15 protein-coding genes are annotated in these 22,185 nt (G+C 37.2%); 11 read left to right on the plus strand and 4 right to left on the minus strand.

Going from position 1 to position 22,185, the window contains the following annotated elements:
* Positions 1 to 32: 32 nt before the first annotated feature.
* Positions 33 to 470: a DUF1896 domain-containing protein gene (locus H8R22_RS09890; protein ID WP_166137750.1), complete on the plus strand. Its 438-nt coding sequence runs from the start codon at positions 33 to 35 to the stop codon at positions 468 to 470.
* Positions 457 to 5,853 carry an N-6 DNA methylase gene (locus tag H8R22_RS09895; protein ID WP_166137747.1) on the plus strand — a complete coding sequence of 1,799 codons (5,397 nt, stop codon included), beginning with the start codon at positions 457 to 459 and terminating at the stop codon, positions 5,851 to 5,853. The genes H8R22_RS09890 and H8R22_RS09895 overlap by 14 nt, the downstream gene beginning before the upstream one ends.
* A gap of 26 nt (positions 5,854 to 5,879) precedes the next feature.
* On the opposite strand, the gene mobC is transcribed toward H8R22_RS09895, so the two are convergent.
* Complete coding sequence (mobC, locus tag H8R22_RS09900) at positions 5,880 to 7,901, minus strand: conjugal transfer protein MobC (RefSeq protein ID WP_166137744.1); 2,022 nt, start codon at positions 7,899 to 7,901, stop codon at positions 5,880 to 5,882.
* 210 nt (positions 7,902 to 8,111) lie between these two features.
* Between mobC and H8R22_RS09905 the strand changes: the two genes are divergently transcribed.
* A complete protein-coding gene (locus tag H8R22_RS09905; RefSeq protein ID WP_131910616.1) occupies positions 8,112 to 8,669 on the plus strand; it encodes a hypothetical protein in 558 nt (185 codons plus the stop codon).
* A 26-nt stretch (positions 8,670 to 8,695) separates the two neighbouring features.
* Here H8R22_RS09905 and mobB read toward each other — a convergent pair whose 3' ends face one another.
* Together mobB and mobA are read right to left on the minus strand one after the other, a co-directional pair.
* On the minus strand, positions 8,696 to 9,997 hold the full coding sequence (gene mobB / locus H8R22_RS09910) for a conjugal transfer protein MobB (RefSeq protein WP_131910617.1): 1,302 nt from the start codon (positions 9,995 to 9,997) through the stop codon (positions 8,696 to 8,698).
* A gap of 7 nt (positions 9,998 to 10,004) precedes the next feature.
* On the minus strand, positions 10,005 to 10,436 hold the full coding sequence (mobA, locus tag H8R22_RS09915) for a conjugal transfer protein MobA (protein ID WP_131910623.1): 432 nt from the start codon (positions 10,434 to 10,436) through the stop codon (positions 10,005 to 10,007).
* A 723-nt stretch (positions 10,437 to 11,159) separates the two neighbouring features.
* Here mobA and H8R22_RS09920 point away from each other — a divergent pair.
* The 3 genes from H8R22_RS09920 to H8R22_RS09930 are packed head-to-tail and all read left to right on the plus strand — an operon-like array spanning position 11,160 to position 12,983.
* On the plus strand, positions 11,160 to 11,927 hold the full coding sequence (locus H8R22_RS09920) for a ParA family protein (protein ID WP_131910618.1): 768 nt from the start codon (positions 11,160 to 11,162) through the stop codon (positions 11,925 to 11,927).
* Positions 11,928 to 11,931: 4 nt separating this feature from the next.
* Positions 11,932 to 12,348, plus strand: a complete 417-nt coding sequence (locus H8R22_RS09925; protein ID WP_131910619.1) for a DUF3408 domain-containing protein — start codon at positions 11,932 to 11,934, stop codon at positions 12,346 to 12,348.
* A gap of 2 nt (positions 12,349 to 12,350) precedes the next feature.
* Entirely contained in the window at positions 12,351 to 12,983 is a 633-nt protein-coding gene (locus H8R22_RS09930; protein ID WP_131910620.1) for a conjugal transfer protein TraD, read from the plus strand.
* A gap of 34 nt (positions 12,984 to 13,017) precedes the next feature.
* On the opposite strand, the gene H8R22_RS09935 is transcribed toward H8R22_RS09930, so the two are convergent.
* Positions 13,018 to 16,689 carry a YobI family P-loop NTPase gene (locus tag H8R22_RS09935; RefSeq protein WP_187010255.1) on the minus strand — a complete coding sequence of 1,224 codons (3,672 nt, stop codon included), beginning with the start codon at positions 16,687 to 16,689 and terminating at the stop codon, positions 13,018 to 13,020.
* A gap of 679 nt (positions 16,690 to 17,368) precedes the next feature.
* On the opposite strand from H8R22_RS09935, the gene H8R22_RS09940 reads away from it, so the two are divergent.
* The 5 genes from H8R22_RS09940 to traJ are packed head-to-tail and all read left to right on the plus strand — an operon-like array spanning position 17,369 to position 22,167.
* A complete protein-coding gene (locus H8R22_RS09940; protein ID WP_131910815.1) occupies positions 17,369 to 17,671 on the plus strand; it encodes a DUF4134 domain-containing protein in 303 nt (100 codons plus the stop codon).
* An 11-nt stretch (positions 17,672 to 17,682) separates the two neighbouring features.
* A complete protein-coding gene (locus tag H8R22_RS09945) occupies positions 17,683 to 18,012 on the plus strand; it encodes a DUF4133 domain-containing protein (RefSeq protein WP_131910816.1) in 330 nt (109 codons plus the stop codon).
* A complete protein-coding gene (locus tag H8R22_RS09950) occupies positions 18,009 to 20,504 on the plus strand; it encodes a TraG family conjugative transposon ATPase (RefSeq protein ID WP_131910817.1) in 2,496 nt (831 codons plus the stop codon). The genes H8R22_RS09945 and H8R22_RS09950 overlap by 4 nt, the downstream gene beginning before the upstream one ends.
* 34 nt (positions 20,505 to 20,538) lie before the next feature.
* Positions 20,539 to 21,171, plus strand: a complete 633-nt coding sequence (locus tag H8R22_RS09955; RefSeq protein WP_131910818.1) for a DUF4141 domain-containing protein — start codon at positions 20,539 to 20,541, stop codon at positions 21,169 to 21,171.
* Between the two features lie 3 nt (positions 21,172 to 21,174).
* Positions 21,175 to 22,167 (plus strand): conjugative transposon protein TraJ, encoded by a 993-nt coding sequence (gene traJ, locus H8R22_RS09960; RefSeq protein ID WP_131910819.1) that lies wholly within the window; start codon positions 21,175 to 21,177, stop codon positions 22,165 to 22,167.
* Positions 22,168 to 22,185: the final 18 nt, after the last annotated feature.

The raw sequence follows: 22,185 nt of genomic DNA on the forward strand, positions 1-22,185 counted from the left end.
TCCGTTTAGCAAAATTATAAACAAAATATAGTATGGAAACACATCAAAAAGACCTGTCTTATTTCAGGTTACGACTACAAGAATTATTGACTACAAGCTTTCCCGAAAAAACGTATGATGTTAAATTTATTGACCAGCGTTCAAGTTGGGCTTCCAATGCTTATGAAGGAGCATTTCGGGCAGGAAACCCCGTCAGTCAATGCGATCATATTGCTGACTATGTTTTATTTGAAGGATTGTACTTCTCCAGATTTGATACCGTTTTTCAGGTGGTTTGCAATGAGTTTGATACTACAATGGCAGACGAAGAACTACGACCGTTTGCCTTCAAGATGTTGCCTGTTTGCGACCCTGTTTTTACAAACTACAAATTGGAGGATGACTTTGCCTATTCTTCGGAGTTTGAACTGCTCTATACCGAACTGACTGGAACTATAGCCATTTGGATAGAAGAAAATGGGCTTCAGTAAACGTCAACATCTCCAAAGGAATATTGATGCCTTACGAATTGCTTTTGAACTGGAAAGGGAGAAACGGAAAGCCACGATAGGAGAAAGACTGCTAATGATGCAATACAGCGGATTTGGCGGTCTTAAATTCGTGTTGAACCCTGCCCAAAACCCGATAGACATTAACCATTGGAAGAAGACTGAACACGAACTCTTTCCACTTACACAAGAACTCCATCAACTTCTAAAAGAAAATGCAACTGACGAGAAGCAATACCAAAGGTATGTGGAGAGTATGCGGAGTTCTGTACTGACTGCATTTTATACTCCGCCTTTGGTTATTGATGCTATTTCTGCTCCCTTAAAAGAAAACGGTATAAACATCCGAAAATTTCTAGAACCTTCTGCCGGTATCGGCTCTTTTATAAAATCTTTTGCCGATAGAGACTCTCCTCAGGTTACCGCTTATGAAAAGGATCTGCTTACAGGAAAAATTTTAAAGCAGCTCTATCCCGACAGTTCTGTCCGAATAAACGGTTTTGAAGAAATACCAGAAAGAGAACAAAATAGCTATGATGTGGTTGCTAGTAATATCCCTTTCGGTGATACTTCCGTTTTTGATCTTTCCTATTCCAGAAACAGGGACACAGCAAAAGTGCAAGCAGCCCGCAGCATACACAATTACTTTTTCCTGAAAGGAACTGATATGCTCCGTGAGGGTGGCATATTGGCTTTTATTACTTCACAGGGGGTATTGAACAGTGCTAAGAACGAGACCATACGCAGGGCATTGATGAAGGATAATAATCTGGTTTCAGCAGTCCGATTGCCAAATAACCTATTTACAGACTATGCCGGTACGGAAGTCGGTAGCGACTTGATTATACTGCAAAAAAACACCGTTAAGCAAAGCCTCACAGAAGTGGAAGAACTTTTCTGTCAGAGCCAAATAACGGAATACAATACACCAAGCAATGCCTTGTTTCAGGATAACGGAAGGATTATACATACTACACGTGTTTTAGATACCGATCCTTACGGGCAACCTGCATTTATCTATACGCACAGGGATGGTGTGGAAGGAATTGCCAAAGACCTGAAGCAAATGCTATCAGAAGATTTTGGGGAGCATCTGGATATTGGCTTGTATAAAGGCGAACGAAACGATGTGCCTGTCATAGAAATTCCTATAATACCAACGGTTACACCTCCCGCTGCTCAATCTGTAACCATTACACAGGAAACACAGACTTTATCTGCTTCAACAACAAATAAGGACATTGTAAAAGAGGAAAGGCAACTAAGCATTTTTGATCTCTTTGAAAATTCAGAAGAACTGGCGGCTGTTGCCACTCCTGTTAAAGCAGTCGCAACAACAAAACAACCAGCCAAAAGAAAAAGAACCGTGAACGGGTATCAGAGAAACCTGTTCAGCGGTTTGATGCAGCAACCTCCTGTTTCTATTTCTCCTGTAAATAACAATACCCCAAATGAAAGGAATACGCAGGAAGTTATCGGCGATTTGTTTTCAGGACTGAACGGAAATGGTCTGATCGAAAAGATTACCGCAGGCAACACTATTCCCGAACCTGCAATTTATACCAAAGAAATACAATCTTTTCATCGTAACGATTGCCTTGCAGTACATAACGGCTGGGTCGGCTATCTTAAAGATTTTGATAACGATAAACAGGAGGTAATGTTTCATCCTTTGCAATTATCGTCCTTGCAGAAAGCAAGAGCTGAAGCCTATATTTATGTACGGGATAGCTATCTAGATTTATATCAGAAGGAAGCCGAACTGCAAATCGAACATAAAGAAGAGAGAGAAACATTTAATAAGGCTTACGATGCCTTTGTAAAAAGGTACGGCAACCTAAACAGTGCTGATAATATCAAGCTTATCAAAACAGACAGTTCAGGTAAGGAAATTCCTTATCTGGAACGTGTGGTGGGCGGTGTGGTACACAAAGCGGATATCTTCCACCGTCCTGTAAGCTTCTCCATTACCACATTGGCTACCGATAATCCCGATGAGGCGTTGGCCGCATCGCTGAACAAATACGGCAAGGTTGATTTGGGGTATATGTCCAAAATCAGCGGTATGTCATCCGACAATTTGAAAGAGGCATTACACGGACGTATTTTTTACAATCCTATGGAAAAGGAATATGAAATAGCTGAAAGATGGATTGCAGGCAATGTGGTGGAGAAAGCCACAGCTGTAAAAACATATCTCGAAAACAATCCCTATGATAGGCAGGGCAAACAAAGCCTTACCTCTTTAGAAGAAGCTCGTCCAAGACGAATTGAATTTGAAGAGCTGGATTTCAATCTTGGTGAACGCTGGATACCGACAGGGATCTATGCTCGCTTCGCTTCTCATCTTTTCGACACAGAGGTGCGCATTCAATATTCTGAGACTTCTGATGACTTTTCTATAAAATGCGACCAGAAAAATGTACATATATGGGATAAATATGCCGTCAAGTCAGAAAGTCGAACATTTGACGGGATTGCTCTGCTGAAAAATGCATTAGTTAACACCACTCCTGATATTACCAAAAAGGTCATGATTGATGATAAGGAGATCAAGGTACGGGATATGGAAGCCATACAGATGGCGAATACCAAGATTGATGAAATACGTACAGCATTTACCGAATGGCTTCACGCCCAAAACGATGAGTTCAAAAAAAGACTAACCAACCAATATAACGATACCTTTAACTGTTTTGTACGACCGCAGTACGACGGAAGTCATCAGGAATTTCCCGGACTGGAAAGAAAACGTTTAGGTATTAACGATTTGTATTCGAGCCAAAAGGACACAGTATGGATGATCAAACTGAACAACGGTGCGATTTGCGATCACGAAGTTGGAGCAGGAAAGACATTGGTGATGTGTACCGCAGCACAAGAGATGAAACGCTTGGGAATGGTACACAAACCTATGATAATAGGATTGAAAGCCAATGTTCATGAGATTGCAGAAACGTACCGTGAAGCCTACCCACACACTAAAATTATGTATCCTGGTAAAGAAGATTTTACCCCACAGAAAAGGCAACGGATTTTCGGAGATATTAAAAACAACGATTGGGACTGCGTGATATTGACGCATGATCAGTTTGGCATGATACCTCAGTCGCCAGAAATGCAAAAGGAAATCCTGCAAGTCGAACTCAACAGCGTGGAAGATAATCTTGCCACCTTAGAAGCACAGGGCAAGGAGATTTCAAGGGGAATGCTCAAAGGTGTAATCATCAGGAAACAGAATCTTGAAGTTAGGCTGAAAACATTGGAATACGACATCGAAAACAGAAAAGATGATGTAGTGGACTTTAAGATGATGGGCATCGACCATTTATTTGTTGATGAAAGCCACCAGTTCAAAAACCTAATGTTCAATACCCGCCATGACCGGGTTGCGGGTTTGGGTAATATGATGGGAAGCCAAAAAGCCATGAACCTGCTTTTTGCCATCCGAACCATTCAGGATCTCATAAAAGGCGATATGGGTGCTACCTTTCTTTCGGGAACAACCATTAGCAACTCCTTAACCGAGTTATACTTGTTGTTTAAATATCTCCGTCCAAGAGCATTGGAAAAACAAGGTATTAACTGCTTTGATGCGTGGGCGGCTATCTATGCAAGAAAGACGATTGATTATGAGTTTTCGGTAGCGAATAATATAGTGTCAAAAGAACGCTTCCGTTACTTTATCAAAGTGCCGGAACTGGCACAGTTTTATTCGGAAATCACAGATTACAGAACCGCTAAGGATATTGGTATAGATCGTCCGGAAAAGAACGAGGTGCTTTATAATATACCACCTACGCCTGATCAGGAAGTATTCATCCAGAAATTGATGGAGTTTGCAAAATCAGGTAATGCTATCTTATTAGGGAGACCTCCGCTGACAGATCGCGAAGAAAAAGCAAAGATGTTGATTGCTACAGATTATGCCCGTAAGATGTCGCTCGATATGCGGATGGTAAGTGGAAAATACGATGACCATCCCGATAGCAAAGCTTCCCATTGTGCTGCCAATATAGCTAAATACTATCAAAAATTCCATGCACAGAAAGGAACGCAGTTTATTTTTTCAGACTTAGGTACTTACAAACCTGGAGAATGGAACGTCTATGGAGAAATAAAACGTAAACTTGTAGAAAATCACGGCATACCGCCACATGAAGTCCGTTTTATACAGGAAGCTAAAAATGATAAGCAACGTAAAGAGCTTATCAGCGGAATGAATGATGGAAAAATCCGTGTTCTGTTTGGTTCTACAGGTATGTTGGGAACTGGTGTAAATGCGCAGAAAAGAGCAGTTGCTGTCCATCATTTAGATACGCCGTGGAGACCAAGCGATCTTGCCCAACGTGACGGAAGGGCCGTCCGCAAAGGCAATGAAATTGCCAAATTCTTTGCCAATAACAAGGTAGATGTAATTATCTATGCAGTCGAAAAATCGCTGGATGGCTACAAGTTTAATCTGCTGTACAATAAACAGCTTTTTATTGACCAGCTTAAAGCCAACAATCTCGGAAAGCGAACCATTGATGAAGGCAGTATGGATGAAAAATCGGGAATGAATTTCTCGGAATACGTAGCTATCCTTTCGGGGAATACCGACCTTTTGGAAAAAGCAAAACTGGAGAAACAGGTTGCTGGATTGGAAAGTGAGAAGCAGGCATTCAACCGTTCCAAATTCAGTTCCAAATACAAGCTGGAAGACAGTATCACTACACTGGAGTCTGCTAGGTCACGATTGGAAAGAATGAGCCTCGATTGGGAAAACCTGCAACAGCGTATACAAAAACGACAGGACGGTACGATACTGAATCTTGTCCAACTTGATGGATTATCGCCTAATGTTGATGTAAAACAGATTGGAGCCAAACTTAACCAAATTGCAGATAAAGCCCGTACTGGTGGTCAATATGAAGAAATAGGCAGCCTATATGGGTTTGCATTGTTGGTTAAAACGGAAATTTCCGAAAAAGAGGGTGTTGACATTAGGGTCAATCGGTTTTTGGTACAGGGCGAGGGTAATATAAAATACACCTACAATAATGGATTAGTTGCTAATGATGAAAAGCTTGCATCAATGAATTTCCTTAGTGCTTTGGAAAAAATACCCAGCTATATCGACCAGGAACAAAAGAAAATCGCTGAACTGCAAAAAGACCTGCCTGTACTTCAGGAAGTGGTCAATGGTACATGGACAAAGGAAAGCAGGCTGAGCGAACTAAAAACTGAACTGGCGGCCATCGATAGGAAGATACAATTGTCAATTGCTCCAGAACCGAAAGATGAGATGACTGAAGGGCAAAAAAGTACAATTAAAATAGATGATGTTCAGGGAAAATCTTCTGTGCGTTTAAAAACAATGTAAATCTGGAACAAAACAAGAAGCTACATTTATTGGCTGATTCTTTTTGTACTATCCTTTTGCACCAAATGCTGTAAATCAGGGTCATTTTTAATACGCTCCAATTCAGTTTCAATTACCTGAATAATATCCAATTTTATCTGTCTGTAATTAGCTTCGATTTCCTGCTTCATCATATCTTCTCTTGCCTCGTTTACGAAAGATAGTATTTCCGGTATTTTTTGATAGTTTTTGGTTTCAGCAGCTACTTTATCATTGTCTACAACAATTTCAGCATGGAAGATTTTCTGTTCGATACGTTCATCAAAATTGTCTGATACAGCCCCTACAAAAACACCTTGGGTCAATGTAGAAATTTTAGATGCAGGAATGAGGCTGTCCAATTGTGTGGAAATGGATGTCGACGTATCATTACGGTTGATTGACAAACTCTGCCTTTTCTGCAACACCTTACCAAAACGTTCCGAAAGGTTTTTGGCAGTTTCTCCTACCACCTGACCACTGAATATATTGCCCACGGTATTTTGTATAACCTTACTTTCTTTGTCTCCATAATCACGGGTTAATTGTGAATAATCCTGAAAGCCCAAACAAACGGCCACCTTATTACTTCTAGCAGTGGCTATAAGATTGTCTAATCCACGAAAGTAGATGGTAGGCAATTCATCAATGATGACTGAACTTTTAAGCTGTCCCTTTTTATTAATAAGTTTCACAATTCTTGAATTGTATAAACCCAACGCTGCGGAATAGATATTTTGACGGTCAGGATTATTACCTACACATAGTATCTTCGGCTCTTTAGGGTTGTTGATGTCCAGTGAAAAATCATCTCCTGTCATAACCCAATACAATTGCGGTGAGATCATTCTTGACAAAGGAATTTTCGCAGATGCTATTTGTCCCTGCAACTGGTCTTGCGCGCCACCTTGCCAGGCATCCATAAAGGGTGATAGATAATTTTCCAATTCCGAATAGGTGGTTAGGATTGTAAAGACGTCAGCGTATTTTTTGTTGAGCAGTTCAATGGCGTGTGGAAATGTGCAGTATTTGCCGTTTTCATAGATTTTAAGAAACCATATAATAGCCGCTAAAAGAATAATCGGGCTTTCTACAAAGAAATCCCCTTGCTTTTGTATCCAACTCCTGTTAAGATTTAGCATGATGGTGTAGGCCGATTCGTAAGCATCGGATATATCGGTCATAAAATCTGGATTTATGGGATTGCAACGATGGCTTTTTCTAGGGTCATCAAAATTAATGACGTAGAATTTCGGTTTTACCTTGTACTTATCAGTGTGTTTTAGTAAATGATTATAGGCAATTGTAGATAGGTCGTCAAACTTAAAATCATAGATATACATTGAAAAACCTTTTTCAATATGCTGCTTGATATAGTTGTTTACTACAGCATACGATTTACCCGAACCGGGTGTACCCAATACAATGGTCGCTCTAAAAGGGTTTACAATATTGATCCAACCATTGTGCTGTTTTTTGTTGTACCAGAATTTGGTGGGTAAGTTCACGGAATATTCGTTTTGCATTAGCTTAGTTTCCTGCTGAAAACTTTCGTTCTCATTATTGAAAACATCATCCATCAAATTGGTACGGAGCAGACGGCTTATCCAAATTCCTGCTACCATAAGGGAGATATAGCCCAAACCTGTGGTAAGGATATAGAGAAATGTAGCGATGTTTAATGATAGTTTTAACAATGATGTGTTAAGAAAGAATAGTACAAAACCAATTCCCAAAACCACATAAATTTTTGTCCAAGTTATCTTTTCATTCTTTACGCCTTTTGTTCCCAAACAGCTTAATGCTAATAATATCAAAACAAAGACTTTGGTATATAAGATGTGTGAAAACAAGCCCGACGTTCTGTCGAAATTACCTAAGATTTTGTTGATGATTTCTAATGTCCAGCCACGTTCCATAAAGAAACCGTAACAGAACCAATAAAGGTGCATTAGTACTAAAAGGATACTCACTGCCCGAATAAAAGCCATTATCTTGGCTAATCCTCTTAAATCGTCTTCTCCCTGCATTTTATAATTATTAAATGTTCGGTTGTTAATTTAAAGGCAGTGCAGCATGGTTACAAAAAAGTGGCAGACATTAGCGATGCATGACAGTGTTTGGCGTTAAGGAGCTCCAACTAGGTTCGGATTTTATTATGATTTTTTAGTAAATTTATACTCTTGAAAAATTTTTAGGTTACATCATCAATTTGATAATCAATATTAAAGAAGAAAAATATGAATTGGAATAATCCTGATGCTGATCCAGGAGAAAGTGAAGATGAATATATAGCTAAGAAAAGAGAAGAAAGTGATTCTGCTACTGGACTAATGTTTGTAATCGTTGGGGGTTTTATTCTAGCCTTAAAAATAGCTGCTATTTTCGGTATGTTTTTTTATGCAGGATTTTTACTGTCTCAAAAGTTCTGGGGAGAAGAAACCGACAAATTTAAAATTTGGGGTCTCTCTCTATTATTTACCTACTTTATTTTCTGCATTATTTATTTTTTTAAAGGAACTATCATTGGCTTGCAAGCAAAGAACAGGAAGTTATGGATATTACCTTGGGTAACATGTGTGTTAATATGCTGTATTATTCCAGCACTCATAATAAAATCATTCGTTGCAGGTATGTTCAATCTGACAGAACGACAAAGTATATTGTGTATTGGGTTGAGTTGGGGAGCATTTATACTTTTTTCATTATATGTCTATGGTATTTATCAGTTCAAGACACCAACTGCTCCGAAGATTTTGTACTGGAGCTATGCATTGGGATTGAAAGTGTTTTTATAATAAGGAATTCATAATAAACGTAAAACCTACTTACCTCTCTTACGTCTTCTTTTCTTCTTCATTTTATTGGTAAAGTCCTGTTCTTCGTAATCTTCTCCTTGTGCCTCAGGCAACAGTCCTCCAAAACTTTCCATCATACTAGTTTCATTTGTGCTGGAAGCGGTGATTTCTTTGTTTAGGAAATCGAATAATTCATGGGGCTTTTCGGCTGGTGGATCTTTCATTGCGTTGTGCTGAGATATTTTTGGATGAGGTTCGTTAAGCCTTTTTATTTCCGGTTTGATATTATGGTTCCAATAATCATTAAAGGTATTGGCAGAAAATTCCTTTCCCAATCGGGATCCGTTCCAAATTGCTTTAGAATTATGGTCTATAAAAGTTATTCCGTAAATACGCCCTTTGTCATTTCTCCGTACCACTACGTTAATGCCCTGTTCGCCTAATCGCTTTTTAAAAGCCTGCTCATCACTTGTTGATTGCAGGGCAATGGTAACAGTAGCTTTAATGGTTGGCTTTGTCGGGTGGTCTTTCAAAGCCTCTTTGCTTTTTGCAAAATGTAATTCCAAAGCCGAAAGCCCAGCATTTTTACCGAATAGGGAAGCCTTGAGTGGATGCCCAGCTTTTTCTCCTTTTTCATTTAAAGGAAAGTATAATAAGCCTTGCTTGATTTTTCCTTGCAGTTCGCCTTCTATTTTTTCAGTGGTAATATTGAACAGGGAAAGCAAAGCATTATATTCCCCCAACGTCTGGAATTTATAATACTTAGGCAGATACCGGACAACCGAAGCAATCTGGCTTTTTATATCTCCTGTTTGGTAATTAACAGGACGAAAAATCTTGTCATTCTGCCGATGTCCTTTCTCCGTAGCCGATAGTAATCCATATTTGTTTTCGAGTTCACGGCATACCTTCATAGACCTTCTTTTTTCAAACTTATCCGAAATCTTTTTGCCTTCTTCATCCACACAAACCGATACAATATGAATATGGGTACGGTCAATATCCGTGTGCTTGAATACTACAAAAGGCTGCTCCCCATAACCCAGCTCCTGCATATAATCCTGAGCCATCAGTTTGAACTTTTTATCACTTACATTATCCTTCGGGTCAGGATTGAGTGAAATATGTAAAATTGGTTTTTCAGTATTGCGGTTGGCTATCAGATAAGGTTCGAAAGATTGGGTCAATTGAGCAATGGAATACTGCGCATTAGGTGTTTCAATTATTCTATTGGCAAACAGAATTTGCCCGTTTTCTTTCTCCACTTTGAGCTGATTGTATGCCAAAGCTCCGTATAAATTGCTCCCTCTTCCGATTTTTGCTATCATTTCAACACTATTTTTTCAAATGATTTGCTTCAAACTCTTCTGTGAGCTGAATAATTTTTTGACATAATACTGCCATTTCAGCCGTTTGTTTTTCTAATTTGTAGAGATAAGCTGCTGCTTTTTTCTCCGAAAAATTGCGGTACAACAGCTTTACGACCTGATTATAATTAACGCCAATGGAACGGAACTGACTGTGAAAAGAGGTTAACCTCATATAAAAATCTAACACAGCTTTGTCTATTTTGACCGTTTTAATCTCTCTTCCAAACAATACGGAAATGATAAATTTTGCTTTATTGACCATTCCCGATGCTTCAAAAAGCGATAATAATTTCGCATTTTCTTCGTCCGTAAGGCGAAAAACGTGGCGGTGAATACTCGGATTGCTCTTGGGCGTCCGTCCGCCTTTATTCTGTTTTCTGTTACTGTTTTCGTTCATCATTAATCCATTTTTAACTTTAGTAAAAAGCCTGACTTCGGAAGGCTTTTCAGCCCCCAGCAGGGCAAGTTGTTTTGAGGCACGAACTCAGTTTCGAGTGCCTCAAAACACAACTTGCCGTGTTCTGGTGAACACAAAAATCCGCCCTTCGGGACGGATTAAATAAAGCAGGGATAAACGGCTTCGGGCCGTTCACTTTCTTACTTGATATTTCATAATATTTTTGCATAAGTCCGTTAATAAAAATCACTTTACAAAGTAAACTCCTCTTCAGTAGAGCATTGAGCTGTGTTGCAGTGCCAAACAGTGCCAATGAACGCCAATTCGTTCCACCTTAGAATAAGGACGTATATATCTGCATTTCTTTGTACCTGCAAGCGGATGTAAACAGATAACTATGTTGGTATGTAGTTCCTTAATTATGTATGTAGTCACTTGTGTATGTACAAGCGTACGGATGTGGATAGATGCAGTTGAGGATATGAAATCATATAGTTGTATATGTGCATATTTACAGACTTGGGTTTGCATATAACTTGGTCTGATGATACAAACCTATATGTATAGCTGCCTAAAAATAGAGGTACATATGTTAGTATTTAAGCAGAGCAATACCTGTTTAAATGACCACATAGCTTTCTACAAAACTGCATACGTATAGGCAATAGCAGATAAGTATCTACCAACGCAACGATATAAGTAAATAATTAAATACAGTTAAAAATGAAAACAGAACACAAAACAGTATTCATTGCTTTTTCTTCCCAAAAGGGAGGTGTAGGCAAAACCACCTTTACGGCACTTGTGGCCAGTACGCTACATTATCGCTTGGGCTACAATGTAGCCGTATTCGATGCCGATTTTCCACAACATAGTTTAATGAAAATGAAGACCCGTGATTTGGCTATGGTGATGGAAAATGAATTTTTAAAAAGGGTGGCATTCAAACAATTTACAACCATTAACAAAAAAGCTTATCCAATCATTCAACATAAAGCTGAAGGTGTACTGGAAGCTGCGCATGATTTTTTAGAATCCATTTCTTTTCCGGTTGATTTTATCTTTTTTGATCTTCCGGGTACAGTAAACACTCCCGGTATTTTGAAAGCTCTGGCGGGGATGCACCATATTTTCACACCTATCATAGCAGATCGTGTAGTTATGGAAAGTACGCTCATTTTTACCCAGCTGATGAAGGATGTTATTATGAAAAAAGGAGAAACCTCCATTGTAACCATTAACCTGTTTTGGAATCAGGTAGATGGTCGTGAACGCTCGCCCTTGTATGATGTTTATAATAAATTGATTGATGAGTTGGGATTAAGTCTGATGCAATGCCTTATCATGAACAGCACACGTTTCCGCAAGGAGAGCGAAGCCGGTGCCAAGACCGTTTTTCGTTCAACTTTAATGCCTCCCGATGAACGTTTGATGAAAGCTTGCCGCTTAGACCAGTTTATGACGGAATTTTTAAGAATCGTTCAATTATAATAGTATGGAAAAAGACAATAAGAAAAAAGCTATTCCTGAAATCAACGAAGAGCTAATGATGAATTTAATGGTAGATGGAGTAAAAAAGGAAGGGTTGCAACTTCCGCCGGAAGAACCCGAAGCTCCTATGAAACCGTTACAGGAAAAACCTTTACTGAAGGAACGTAATAGAACCAAAAAAGTAAATGAACAGGATTACGAAAGTATATTTTTCAAAAGACCTGGTACCAATGCCCGTGATGGCAAAACGGTATATATTCGACCGGATTTCCATGAGAAACTGTCTCGGATCGTACAGGTAATAGGCGAAGATAAGATAACCATTTACGCCTACTTAGACAATCTTCTCGAATATCATTTTCAGGAGTTCGGCGAGCAGATTACCACAAGTTTCAATGATAAATACAAACCTATTTTATAATTATGGAAACAGTAATCGTTATATGCCTACTGATTGTTATTGGGCTGTTGTTGGAGGATAAGATTGTCATCAGGAAAGGGGAGGAGCAAAAACCAATACAGGAAAAAACTAATCCGAACCTGCCCGATATCATGGGGCAGCCCAAACCGATGAGAAGTCTTTCAGTGCCAATAAGTGCCACTGAAAGACAAAATAAAAACCAGGAGCAAGAAACGGATAATTTTGATATTGAAATCGACGAGGAAGATGTCGATATACAAATTCCACAGGAAGAACTGGACAAAGTTTTTGGAAATATAGCTGATTTGGAGGAAGAGGAAGAAGAATGGAACAGGTATGGAATATCTAGTGGGGATAACGGTTTTGCCCAAGGGGTTACCTTTGAAGAACTAAGCTCCGTGGGGATGCTGCTGCAAAAAGAAAAATTGGAGCCATCTCAAAAGGAAACAGCAGTTGCTATAGTTCAGAAAATACAAGGAACCGAATTATTCACCTTACTGGAGAATTCTATGGAAAGTGCTTCCCGTAAAATAGCTGAGCTATTAGACGGGAGCCTTTTTTCTGAAACAGATGCCGGTTCTTTCTTTTTGCGGAAAAATGATTTTGAGGATTTTGATATTGGGGAGTTTGTGTAGGCTACCTAAATATTTGTTAAGAAAGTTAATTACTTTAATAATTTGCTATAGCTCTTATTTTAGTTTCATCTTTTGAGTAAATACCAAAATCTTTTATTAATCCTTTTGATTTTAATTTAGTTAACAATTCTCTATTGAAAATATTATCAATAAAAACTGGTTTATGCTGTTTTAAAAATAATTCACTATGATAATGTCCAATACCTTTTACCAAAGAAATAATGTTTTCATTACTAAATTCAGCAAAATACATATTAATTAACCGAGTTTTATTTTCAGTAGAATCTAAACTTTGTACGATGTTTTCAATTGTATTGAAATCAAATTCAATTTTTACAGATTTACTAATGATAATTTCTCCAACTTTCTTTGCAATATTTTTATGCTCAAAAATTGTTTGTTCATCTAATTTAGAGATAAACTTAAATCTATTTTCAATTGTAATTTTATCAGATTTAAGTAGCATTACAATATCATCTTTATCAATTTCAAAATCTTCAAATTTTTCATAGAATTTGTTGAAATTTTTTTCAATTAATGTTATGTGATGATTTGGAAAATGTTCCCTTAATAAATCGTAATTTGCTTTAGTTGTAGTAAGAATCATATTAGTTAAAACAACTATCTTGTCTTCATTCAAATTTTCAAATCCTAATTTATTATATCTAAAATAAATACTTTTTAATATTTTTCGATAAGTGTCATCAGTAATGTCATTACGCAATAAAAGACTTCCTTCGAATTTTTCATTCTCTTTTAATAACTTAACTTTTGATAATTCTGTATTAACATTTTCAAACTCTAAAAACTGAATTAGATTTTCGTTTATTGTGTCTTCAGATGAAGTGTAATAATCTAATAAGTTATACCATTTTGGAATTACTTTGTTATTTAATAATAGTTGTGATTTGATTTCTATATCGCTGATTTTCTTTAAATCAGAAATTTTAGTTTCAGTTTTTTTTATTATTTTGATTTTTAAATTTTTACTTAATTCTATGCTATGATTTAAGAGTTTAATTAAATTCTCCTCTTCTTCAATTTTATTTTCTTCTATCTTCAAATATACATTTTCAATATAAATAGCAATATTTAAACCAACGTATGAAATTAATGGTTCACAGTCTGATTTTAGTATTGTAGAATAATTAGAACGAATGAAATCTTCTTTTTTACTTTCCTTTCCAAATAATAAGAACATTTGTAAAAGATTATCTTTGTTTATTGAGTAAAGGTTATTCTTATACACATACTCAAACAATTCTTCTGTTACTTCACTTGGATTATCTAATTTTTCAAATTCAACATCTAGTTCCTTTAGGAGTTGGGTTATTTTATCATAATAATCGGTTTCACTTGAATTTTTAATTAATGAAAGAAAGTTTGATCTTTCTCCAATTTCAGTTCTTAATGAGTCTTTGTTTTGACTTTTCAAAATTGTTTCATTTTTTGAAAACCTAATGATAAGATCTAGGTATTTAGTTACCCTATCCTCACTATACTTACTTTGCGAATAAATAAAGTCCCAAAAATCTGTCCAATTCTCTACCAATTTTTCAATGAAAATTTCAATTGGTCTATCTTCATTTTTAATGTATTCATCTACAAACTGTATTGACTTTTCTTTTTCGTTACTTAACAATCGAATTATTGAATCATATTTGTTGGAATATGTATTGTAGTTGTTTCCTAAATAATCTAATAAATCAAAGTTTAATATTGTTTCTCTGTCAAAATACTTCCCATCGATTTTCTCAACTAAATTTTCAATTTTATATAATTTAAAACTGAATTCTGTAGAGTTTCCACTCATAACATTTCTTCTGAAATACAAATCATCTTTTGTTATTGATACTTCGTGAAATAAAGAGATATAGTCGTTGTAGTTTTCATTGATATAACCATTCAAAATAAAATTCCTCAATAAACCATTATTCGAAAAACCGTTTAGGTATTCGTTAATATCAACTTCATGGAATATTTTTTTTAAATCCCAATTTTCGATTTCTGATTTCTTTGTTTTCAATTTATCAATTTCCCTCTTCAACAAATCAACTCTATTGTTGTGCTTTGATTCGATTAGTTTAACTCTTTGCTGATAAGTGTAATTTGGATTGACATTTTTTTCAATTTCTGAAAAAATATATTTTAATTTTGTATTACCTGATTCTGAATATAAAGTTCCATTATAATGATTGTAATTAGTATAAAAGATATTTTCAGTTAATAGGTTTTCAAAACCATTATCTTCTAATAATTCATCAATTTTAATATTATATAATGCAGTTCTTGCAGGAAGTTTTGATAAAACTTCATTTATATATACTGCCCTTAATTCCGTAATATCTCTTGGTGAGTGATTTTCAATATCTTCTATTTGAGATTTCTTAAGTTCAATTTCAGCATCTATTTTATTGATGAATTTCTTTATGTAACTTCTCTTATTTTTGATTAACTCATATAACTTCCCTTCTTTTTTGTTGAGCATCGTAAAGTCTTTGGGGTCAATATTTTTATAAGTTATCATCGCAAATAACTCATCATTTTTCGTAATGAATTCAGGCTTTAACGTTTTTCTATAGATTACAAATTCGTGGAATATATTTGTAAGTAAACGCATGTCAATATCATCAATAAAAGTAGTTACATCGGATATAAATTCTTTGGTAAATATACTTTCCTCTAATCCAGATTCCTTAATTAATGTTCTTAACTGTTCATCAGCGTTTGATGAATTAATAAAAGGAATAACAGGAATTATGTATTCAAAGAATTTTACTCTTTCCTTTTTATCATCAAATAAATCATCCCCAACGGCATAAACAAAATTGATTTCTCTTTCTATGAGTTTTGAATTATTCAATAGTATATTAATTTCTCTAAGTTTTGTAAATATATCAGTACTATCAAATCTATCTAAATCTTCAATCAAAACTACATTATACCCAGTTACTTCAAAAAAATATAAAATTTCCTCTAAATGTTCATTAAAAACTGATTTATTTACATTATCCCCTAATTCTAATTCTCCTTTTATGTTTACTTTATTGATTTTGGAGTTACTGAATAATTTTATAATTAATTTTGATAATAAACCTAAACCTATAAATGCTATTACAAATACGAATAGAGCAAACCAGTCAAAACTATCTTTAGTACTCCAATTTTCTGGACTAATTTTATCTAAATAATCGTACTTTAATAGTAAAACAGAACTTGAAATCCACAAAATAAAACCGATTGATATACTCCAAATTTTCCAATCAGGAATATTAATAATTCTTTTAAAACGAGATTCAGGAATTTCTTCTGGTTTAACGTGATAGAATATTTGTTGTAAAATACTAACTTCTAATAACCTTTCTAATTCTTCTTTATGTTCTTTTTTCTCAGCTACTGTTAACGTATCATCACTCTTTTTTTTATTAAAAGAAGCTAATGAAATATTTAAGAATTTGTATTTAGGATTTAGCTCTTTAAATGTTCCAATTATTGTACTCTTTCCCGAGCCGTATCCACCAGTGAGTGCAATATTATTAATACCCTTTGTATCTATTGTTTCATTTAGTTTATCTAAATAAGGCTGAATCTTTTCGATATCTAAGACATTTGTTAAAACCTTTGGAGCAAGCGAACTAGTTAAAGTATTCGGCTTCTTAACTTCTTCCTTTTTAGATGCAAATAGATTATGTAGATAATTTTTCATAGAGCGAAATTTATGTTGCCTAAGCAAATATAACATCTTATTGTTATAAATAAATAAACTTCAGTTAATGAGAAAAAAAAGACAAATTAAAGTATCATTTTGTGCATTGATTTTATTAGTGTCTTTACTGAGAATAAGTGGTGTAACCGAATATGGGATAAGAATAGTACAAATTACTATGTAGTTGGGCTCTTTTTTTAACATTAAAAAAATGGAAATTTTACAGGGATAAGTATTGGCAGTTAAAAATTTTTGAGTTGTAAAAATATGTCTTCCCCTCCTTTAATTTTGTATTTGGCTTTAATCCGCTAGATAAATCAATCTTAAAAATGGAAATGAATGCTAATGTATTTTCTAAGAGAGTAAATAGATTAAAAATTTACTCTCGTTTTATTTTTGAGAGTAAAATTTGTCCTTGTTCATTTCTACGGTTATACTATCGTTGAATTCAGTCGTAATATAAGTTGAATAATTTTCAATGTTTAAATTCGATTAGTCTAAAATGTTTCGGATTTTCTCAACTTCTATAGTAAGTACTGCAACACATTTATTATCACTGCTACCTAAGGTCAAACAATTCCCTTAACTGCCACTTTGTAATAATCTTACCGATTGCAAAAGATATTTGTCCATAAATCCTGCAAAGCGTAGGAATACAGAATAATAAAATATTCAAATCATGGGAAATCAAGTTAAAAAAGTAGTGTTGGTATTGGCTGTACTATCAACAATTAGTGCGATGGCACAGGGAGACGGTTCAGCTGGTATCACTGAAGCCACTCAAATGGTTACGTCCTATTTCGATCCTGCCACACAACTCATCTATGCTATTGGAGCCGTGGTAGGTCTCATTGGAGGGGTTAAAGTGTACGGCAAGTTCAGTAGCGGAGACCCCGATACAAGCAAGACTGCAGCAAGCTGGTTCGGTGCCTGTATCTTCTTGATTGTTGCGGCTACTATTTTGCGTTCATTCTTTCTTTAATCCCTTGCCTTATGAATTACAATATCAACAAAGGCATCGGAAGAACGGTAGAGTTTAAAGGGTTGAAAGCACAATACCTGTTCATATTCGCAGGCGGACTGCTAGGAACGCTTATTCTGGTCATGATACTTTACATGGCCGGGGTCAATTCCTACATCTGCCTGTTTCTTGGAACTGGTGGTGCTTCGCTGATAGTATGGCAGACCTTTTCACTGAACAAAAAGTATGGAGAACATGGTCTGATGAAAATCGGTGCAAGAAAAAGGCATCCTCGTTACATCATCTGTCGCAAGCCTGTACATCGCTATTTAAAGTTCACCCCTAAATCGAATGCCGTATGAGGAATGTAGCCAAGACCACAACGTTGGAAAATAAGTTTCCATTACTAGCGGTAGAAAACAACTGTATCCTGTCAAAGGATGCAGACATTACGGCCTGTTTTGAAGTGCGTTTGCCGGAACTGTTTACGGTAGCTTCTGCGGAATACGAAGCCATTCATTCTGCTTGGCACAAAGCCATCAAGACGTTGCCCGACTATACCGTTATCCATAAACAGGACTGGTATATTAAGGAAAATTATGCACCCGATATTGCTGATGACGGTTTGAGCTTTTTGGGCAAATCCTACCAACAGCATTTTAACGAACGTCCTTTTCTTAACCATTATTGCTACCTGTTCCTGACTAAAACCACTAAGGAAAGAATGCGTACGCAGAGTAATTTTTCATCACTTTGTAAAGGTGCTCTCATACCAAAAGAAATCAGGGATAAGGAAGCGATTCATCGTTTTATGGAAGCGGTTGCACAGTTTGAGCGTATTGCAAATGACAGCGGATTTATCGGGTTACGACGCCTAACGGAAGAAGATATCATCGGTACGGATGAAAAACAAGGATTATTGGAACAGTATTTAACGCTGTCAAGGAAAGCCGTAACACCAATGCAGGATATAGCAATCGGAGCTGAAGAAGTGCGCGTTGGTAACAAAAGATTGTGCCTGCACACTTTATCCGATACGGACGATCTGCCTTCAACTGTATCAGCAGATACCCGTTATGAAAAACTATCTACCGACCGGAGTGACTGTCGTTTGTCGTTTGCTGCTCCCGTGGGATTGCTCTTAAACTGCAATCATATCTACAACCAATATCTGTTTTTGGATAACAGCGAAGACAACCTGCAAAAGTTTGAGAAGTCCGCAAGGAATATGCACTCACTGGCTCGATACAGTCGTGCCAACCAGATCAATAAAGAATGGATAGAGCGGTACCTGAACGAAGCACACAGTTTTGGACTGTCGTCCATCAGAGCACACTTTAACGTTATGGCTTGGTCGGATGACCCTAGCGAATTCAAACAGCTAAAGAATGATAGCGGTAGTGCTTTGGCACTGATGGAATGCAAACCCCGCCATAATACCACCGATGTGGCTACGCTCTACTGGGCAGGAATGCCTGGAAATGCCGGAGATTTTCCAAGTGAAGAAAGCTTTTACACGTTCATTGAACCCGCATTGTGCTTCTTTACTGAAGAAACCAATTATCATAATTCGCCATCACCATTTGGTATCAAGATGGCAGACCGTCTGACTGGAAAACCTATCCATCTTGACATTTCCGACCTGCCGATGAAGCGAGGTATTATCACGAACCGAAACAAGTTTATATTGGGTCCTTCGGGAAGCGGTAAATCTTTCTTTACCAACCACATGGTTAGGCAATACTACGAGCAAGGCGCACACGTTCTGCTGGTAGATACGGGTAACTCGTATCAGGGATTATGTGAACTTATCAAAGGAAAAACCAAAGGCGAAGACGGGGTTTACTTCACTTATACAGAAGACAATCCTATTGCCTTCAATCCATTCTATACCGATGATGGAGTGTTTGACATAGAGAAAAGAGAAAGTGTCAAAACCCTGATACTTACACTTTGGAAACGTGATGATGAACCACCAACCCGTTCCGAAGAAGTGGCATTATCCAATGCGGTAAGTGGTTATATAGAGCGTATCAAACAGAATGATGCATATCCTTCATTCAATGGTTTCTATGAGTATGTGCAGGGCGATTATCGTAAAGTACTACAAGAAAAAAAGGTCAGGGAAAAAGACTTTGACATCGCTAATTTTTTGAACGTACTGGAACCTTACTACAAAGGAGGTGAATACGATTACCTGCTCAATTCCGATAAGCAGCTAGACCTGCTTTCCAAACGCTTCATTGTGTTTGAAATTGATGCGATCAAAGACCATAAAATTCTCTTTCCAATTGTGACTATCATCATCATGGAGGTGTTCATTAACAAGATGAGACGATTGAAAGGTATCCGCAAACTCATTCTGATTGAAGAGGCTTGGAAAGCGATTGCTAAAGAGGGAATGGCAGAATATATAAAGTACCTCTTTAAAACGGTCAGGAAGTTTTTCGGAGAAGCCATAGTAGTAACGCAAGAGGTAGATGACATCATCCAATCACCCATCGTCAAGGAAAGTATCATCAACAATTCCGATTGTAAAATCCTGCTCGACCAGCGCAAGTACATGAACAAGTTTGATGACATACAGGCAATGCTTGGCTTGTCTGATAAAGAAAAGGCACAGGTACTTTCCATCAATATGAATAATGACCCATCACGGCTCTACAAGGAAGTTTGGATTGGTTTGGGTGGAACCCATTCTGCAGTTTATGCCACAGAAGTGTCCGTTGAAGAATATCTCGCATATACCACCGAGGAAACGGAGAAAATGGAGGTGATGAAGCTTGCCGGTGAACTAGATGGAAATGTAGAGCACGCTATCAAACGGATAGCCCTACAAAGAAGAGAAAAGTAAATACAATTATTAATCATTTAAAAATCGAAGAACAATGAAAAAAATACTATTCATGGTGTTGACAGCACTAATATTGGCTGTAGTACCGTCCGCAAAAGCCCAATGGGTGGTTACAGACCCCACAAATCTGGCTCAGGGAATTGTTAACAGTGCCAATGAAATGGTACAGACTTCATCCACGGTATCCAATGTTATTAAAAATTTCAAGGAAGTGGAAAAGGTATATAAACAGGGCAAAGAATACTATGATAAGTTGCAAGCTGTCAACAATTTGGTGAAAGATGCCCGTAAGGTGCAGCAGACAGTACTGCTGGTTGGCGATGTTTCCGAAATGTATGTTCAGAATTTTGGCAAAATGATGAACGATCCCAATTTTTCTCCTCAGGAATTGATGGCTATCGCCAATGGTTATGCAGCACTGCTCAACGAAAGTACAGCACTGCTGAAAGAGCTCAAACAGATCGTAAGCTCTTCCAGTTTGTCATTGAATGACAAAGAACGTATGGATATTATTGACCGTGTGTACAAAGAAGTGAAGGAATACCACAGCCTTGTACGCTATTACACGAACAAAAATATCTCAGTAAGTTTTCTAAGGGCAAAAAAGCAGAACAATACTAAAAGAGTATTCGAACTCTACGGAACAGCTAACCAAAAATACTGGTAAGTTATGGAATTTAATAATCTTCACGAGGTTCTGCGCTCCTTGTACGATGAGATGATGCCACTGTCCGCAGATATGGCGGCAGTGGCTAAAGGAGTGGCTGGTCTGGGAGCTTTGTTCTATGTAGCTATTAAAGTATGGCAGGCACTAAGCCGTGCAGAGCCTATTGATATGTACCCTCTGCTCCGTCCTTTTGCATTGGGTCTTTGTATTATGTTTTTCCCGACCATGGTACTTGGAACCATCAATGCAGTGCTAAGCCCAGTGGTGCAGGGGACACATGCCATTCTCGAAAATCAGGTTCTTGACCTGAACGATTTGCAGGAAAAAAAAGATCTGCTGGAGCGTGAGGCAATGCTCCGCAACCCTGAAACCGCGTATCTGGCATCGAACGAAGAGTTCGATAAAAAACTGGAAGAACTGGGTTGGTCGCCATCTGATTTGGTCACGATGTCGGGCATGTATATGGAAAGAGGGATGCACAGCATTGAGCAGTCCGTAAAAAACTGGTTCAGGGAATTGCTGGAAATTCTATTTCAGGCAGCTGCTCTAGTAATTGACACCATACGTACTTTCTTTTTAATTGTGTTGTCCATTTTGGGTCCGATAGCTTTTGCTATATCGGTTTGGGATGGTTTTCAATCCACACTTTCGCAATGGCTTACTCGATACGTTAGTGTATATCTATGGCTACCCGTTGCCGACCTGTTCAGCTGCATGCTTGCCAAGATACAATCCCTGATTATAGAAAGGGATATCGAAATGCTTGCTGACCCGACTTTCATTCCCGATACGTCAAATACCGTGTATGTGATTTTTATGATCATTGGCATTGTGGGATATTTTACTATCCCAACCGTGACAGGCTGGATTATTCAGGCTGGTGGGGCAGGGAATTTTACTCGTAATGTAAACCAAACCGCAATGAAAGCCGGAAATATTGCTGGAGCCGGAGCTGGCTCGGCAGCAGGAAATATTGGCGGGCAATTACTCAAATAATGTAGAACGATTAATCAG

Origin of the sequence: Flavobacterium kayseriense (assembly GCF_014305095.1) — a bacterium.
Classification (GTDB): Bacteria; Bacteroidota; Bacteroidia; order Flavobacteriales; family Flavobacteriaceae; genus Flavobacterium; species Flavobacterium kayseriense.

Excerpts from the sequence above, each read along its gene's own strand:
- H8R22_RS09890 (WP_166137750.1), top strand. The coding sequence starts at position 33 with ATGGAAACACATCAAAAAGACCTGTCTTATTTCAGGTTACGACTACAA.
- H8R22_RS09895 (WP_166137747.1), top strand. The coding sequence starts at position 457 with ATGGGCTTCAGTAAACGTCAACATCTCCAAAGGAATATTGATGCCTTA.
- mobC (WP_166137744.1), bottom strand. The coding sequence starts at position 7,901 with ATGCAGGGAGAAGACGATTTAAGAGGATTAGCCAAGATAATGGCTTTT.
- H8R22_RS09905 (WP_131910616.1), top strand. The coding sequence starts at position 8,112 with ATGAATTGGAATAATCCTGATGCTGATCCAGGAGAAAGTGAAGATGAA.
- mobB (WP_131910617.1), bottom strand. The coding sequence starts at position 9,997 with ATGATAGCAAAAATCGGAAGAGGGAGCAATTTATACGGAGCTTTGGCA.
- mobA (WP_131910623.1), bottom strand. The coding sequence starts at position 10,436 with ATGAACGAAAACAGTAACAGAAAACAGAATAAAGGCGGACGGACGCCC.
- H8R22_RS09920 (WP_131910618.1), top strand. The coding sequence starts at position 11,160 with ATGAAAACAGAACACAAAACAGTATTCATTGCTTTTTCTTCCCAAAAG.
- H8R22_RS09925 (WP_131910619.1), top strand. The coding sequence starts at position 11,932 with ATGGAAAAAGACAATAAGAAAAAAGCTATTCCTGAAATCAACGAAGAG.
- H8R22_RS09930 (WP_131910620.1), top strand. The coding sequence starts at position 12,351 with ATGGAAACAGTAATCGTTATATGCCTACTGATTGTTATTGGGCTGTTG.
- H8R22_RS09935 (WP_187010255.1), bottom strand. The coding sequence starts at position 16,689 with ATGAAAAATTATCTACATAATCTATTTGCATCTAAAAAGGAAGAAGTT.
- H8R22_RS09940 (WP_131910815.1), top strand. The coding sequence starts at position 17,369 with ATGGGAAATCAAGTTAAAAAAGTAGTGTTGGTATTGGCTGTACTATCA.
- H8R22_RS09945 (WP_131910816.1), top strand. The coding sequence starts at position 17,683 with ATGAATTACAATATCAACAAAGGCATCGGAAGAACGGTAGAGTTTAAA.
- H8R22_RS09950 (WP_131910817.1), top strand. The coding sequence starts at position 18,009 with ATGAGGAATGTAGCCAAGACCACAACGTTGGAAAATAAGTTTCCATTA.
- H8R22_RS09955 (WP_131910818.1), top strand. The coding sequence starts at position 20,539 with ATGAAAAAAATACTATTCATGGTGTTGACAGCACTAATATTGGCTGTA.
- traJ (WP_131910819.1), top strand. The coding sequence starts at position 21,175 with ATGGAATTTAATAATCTTCACGAGGTTCTGCGCTCCTTGTACGATGAG.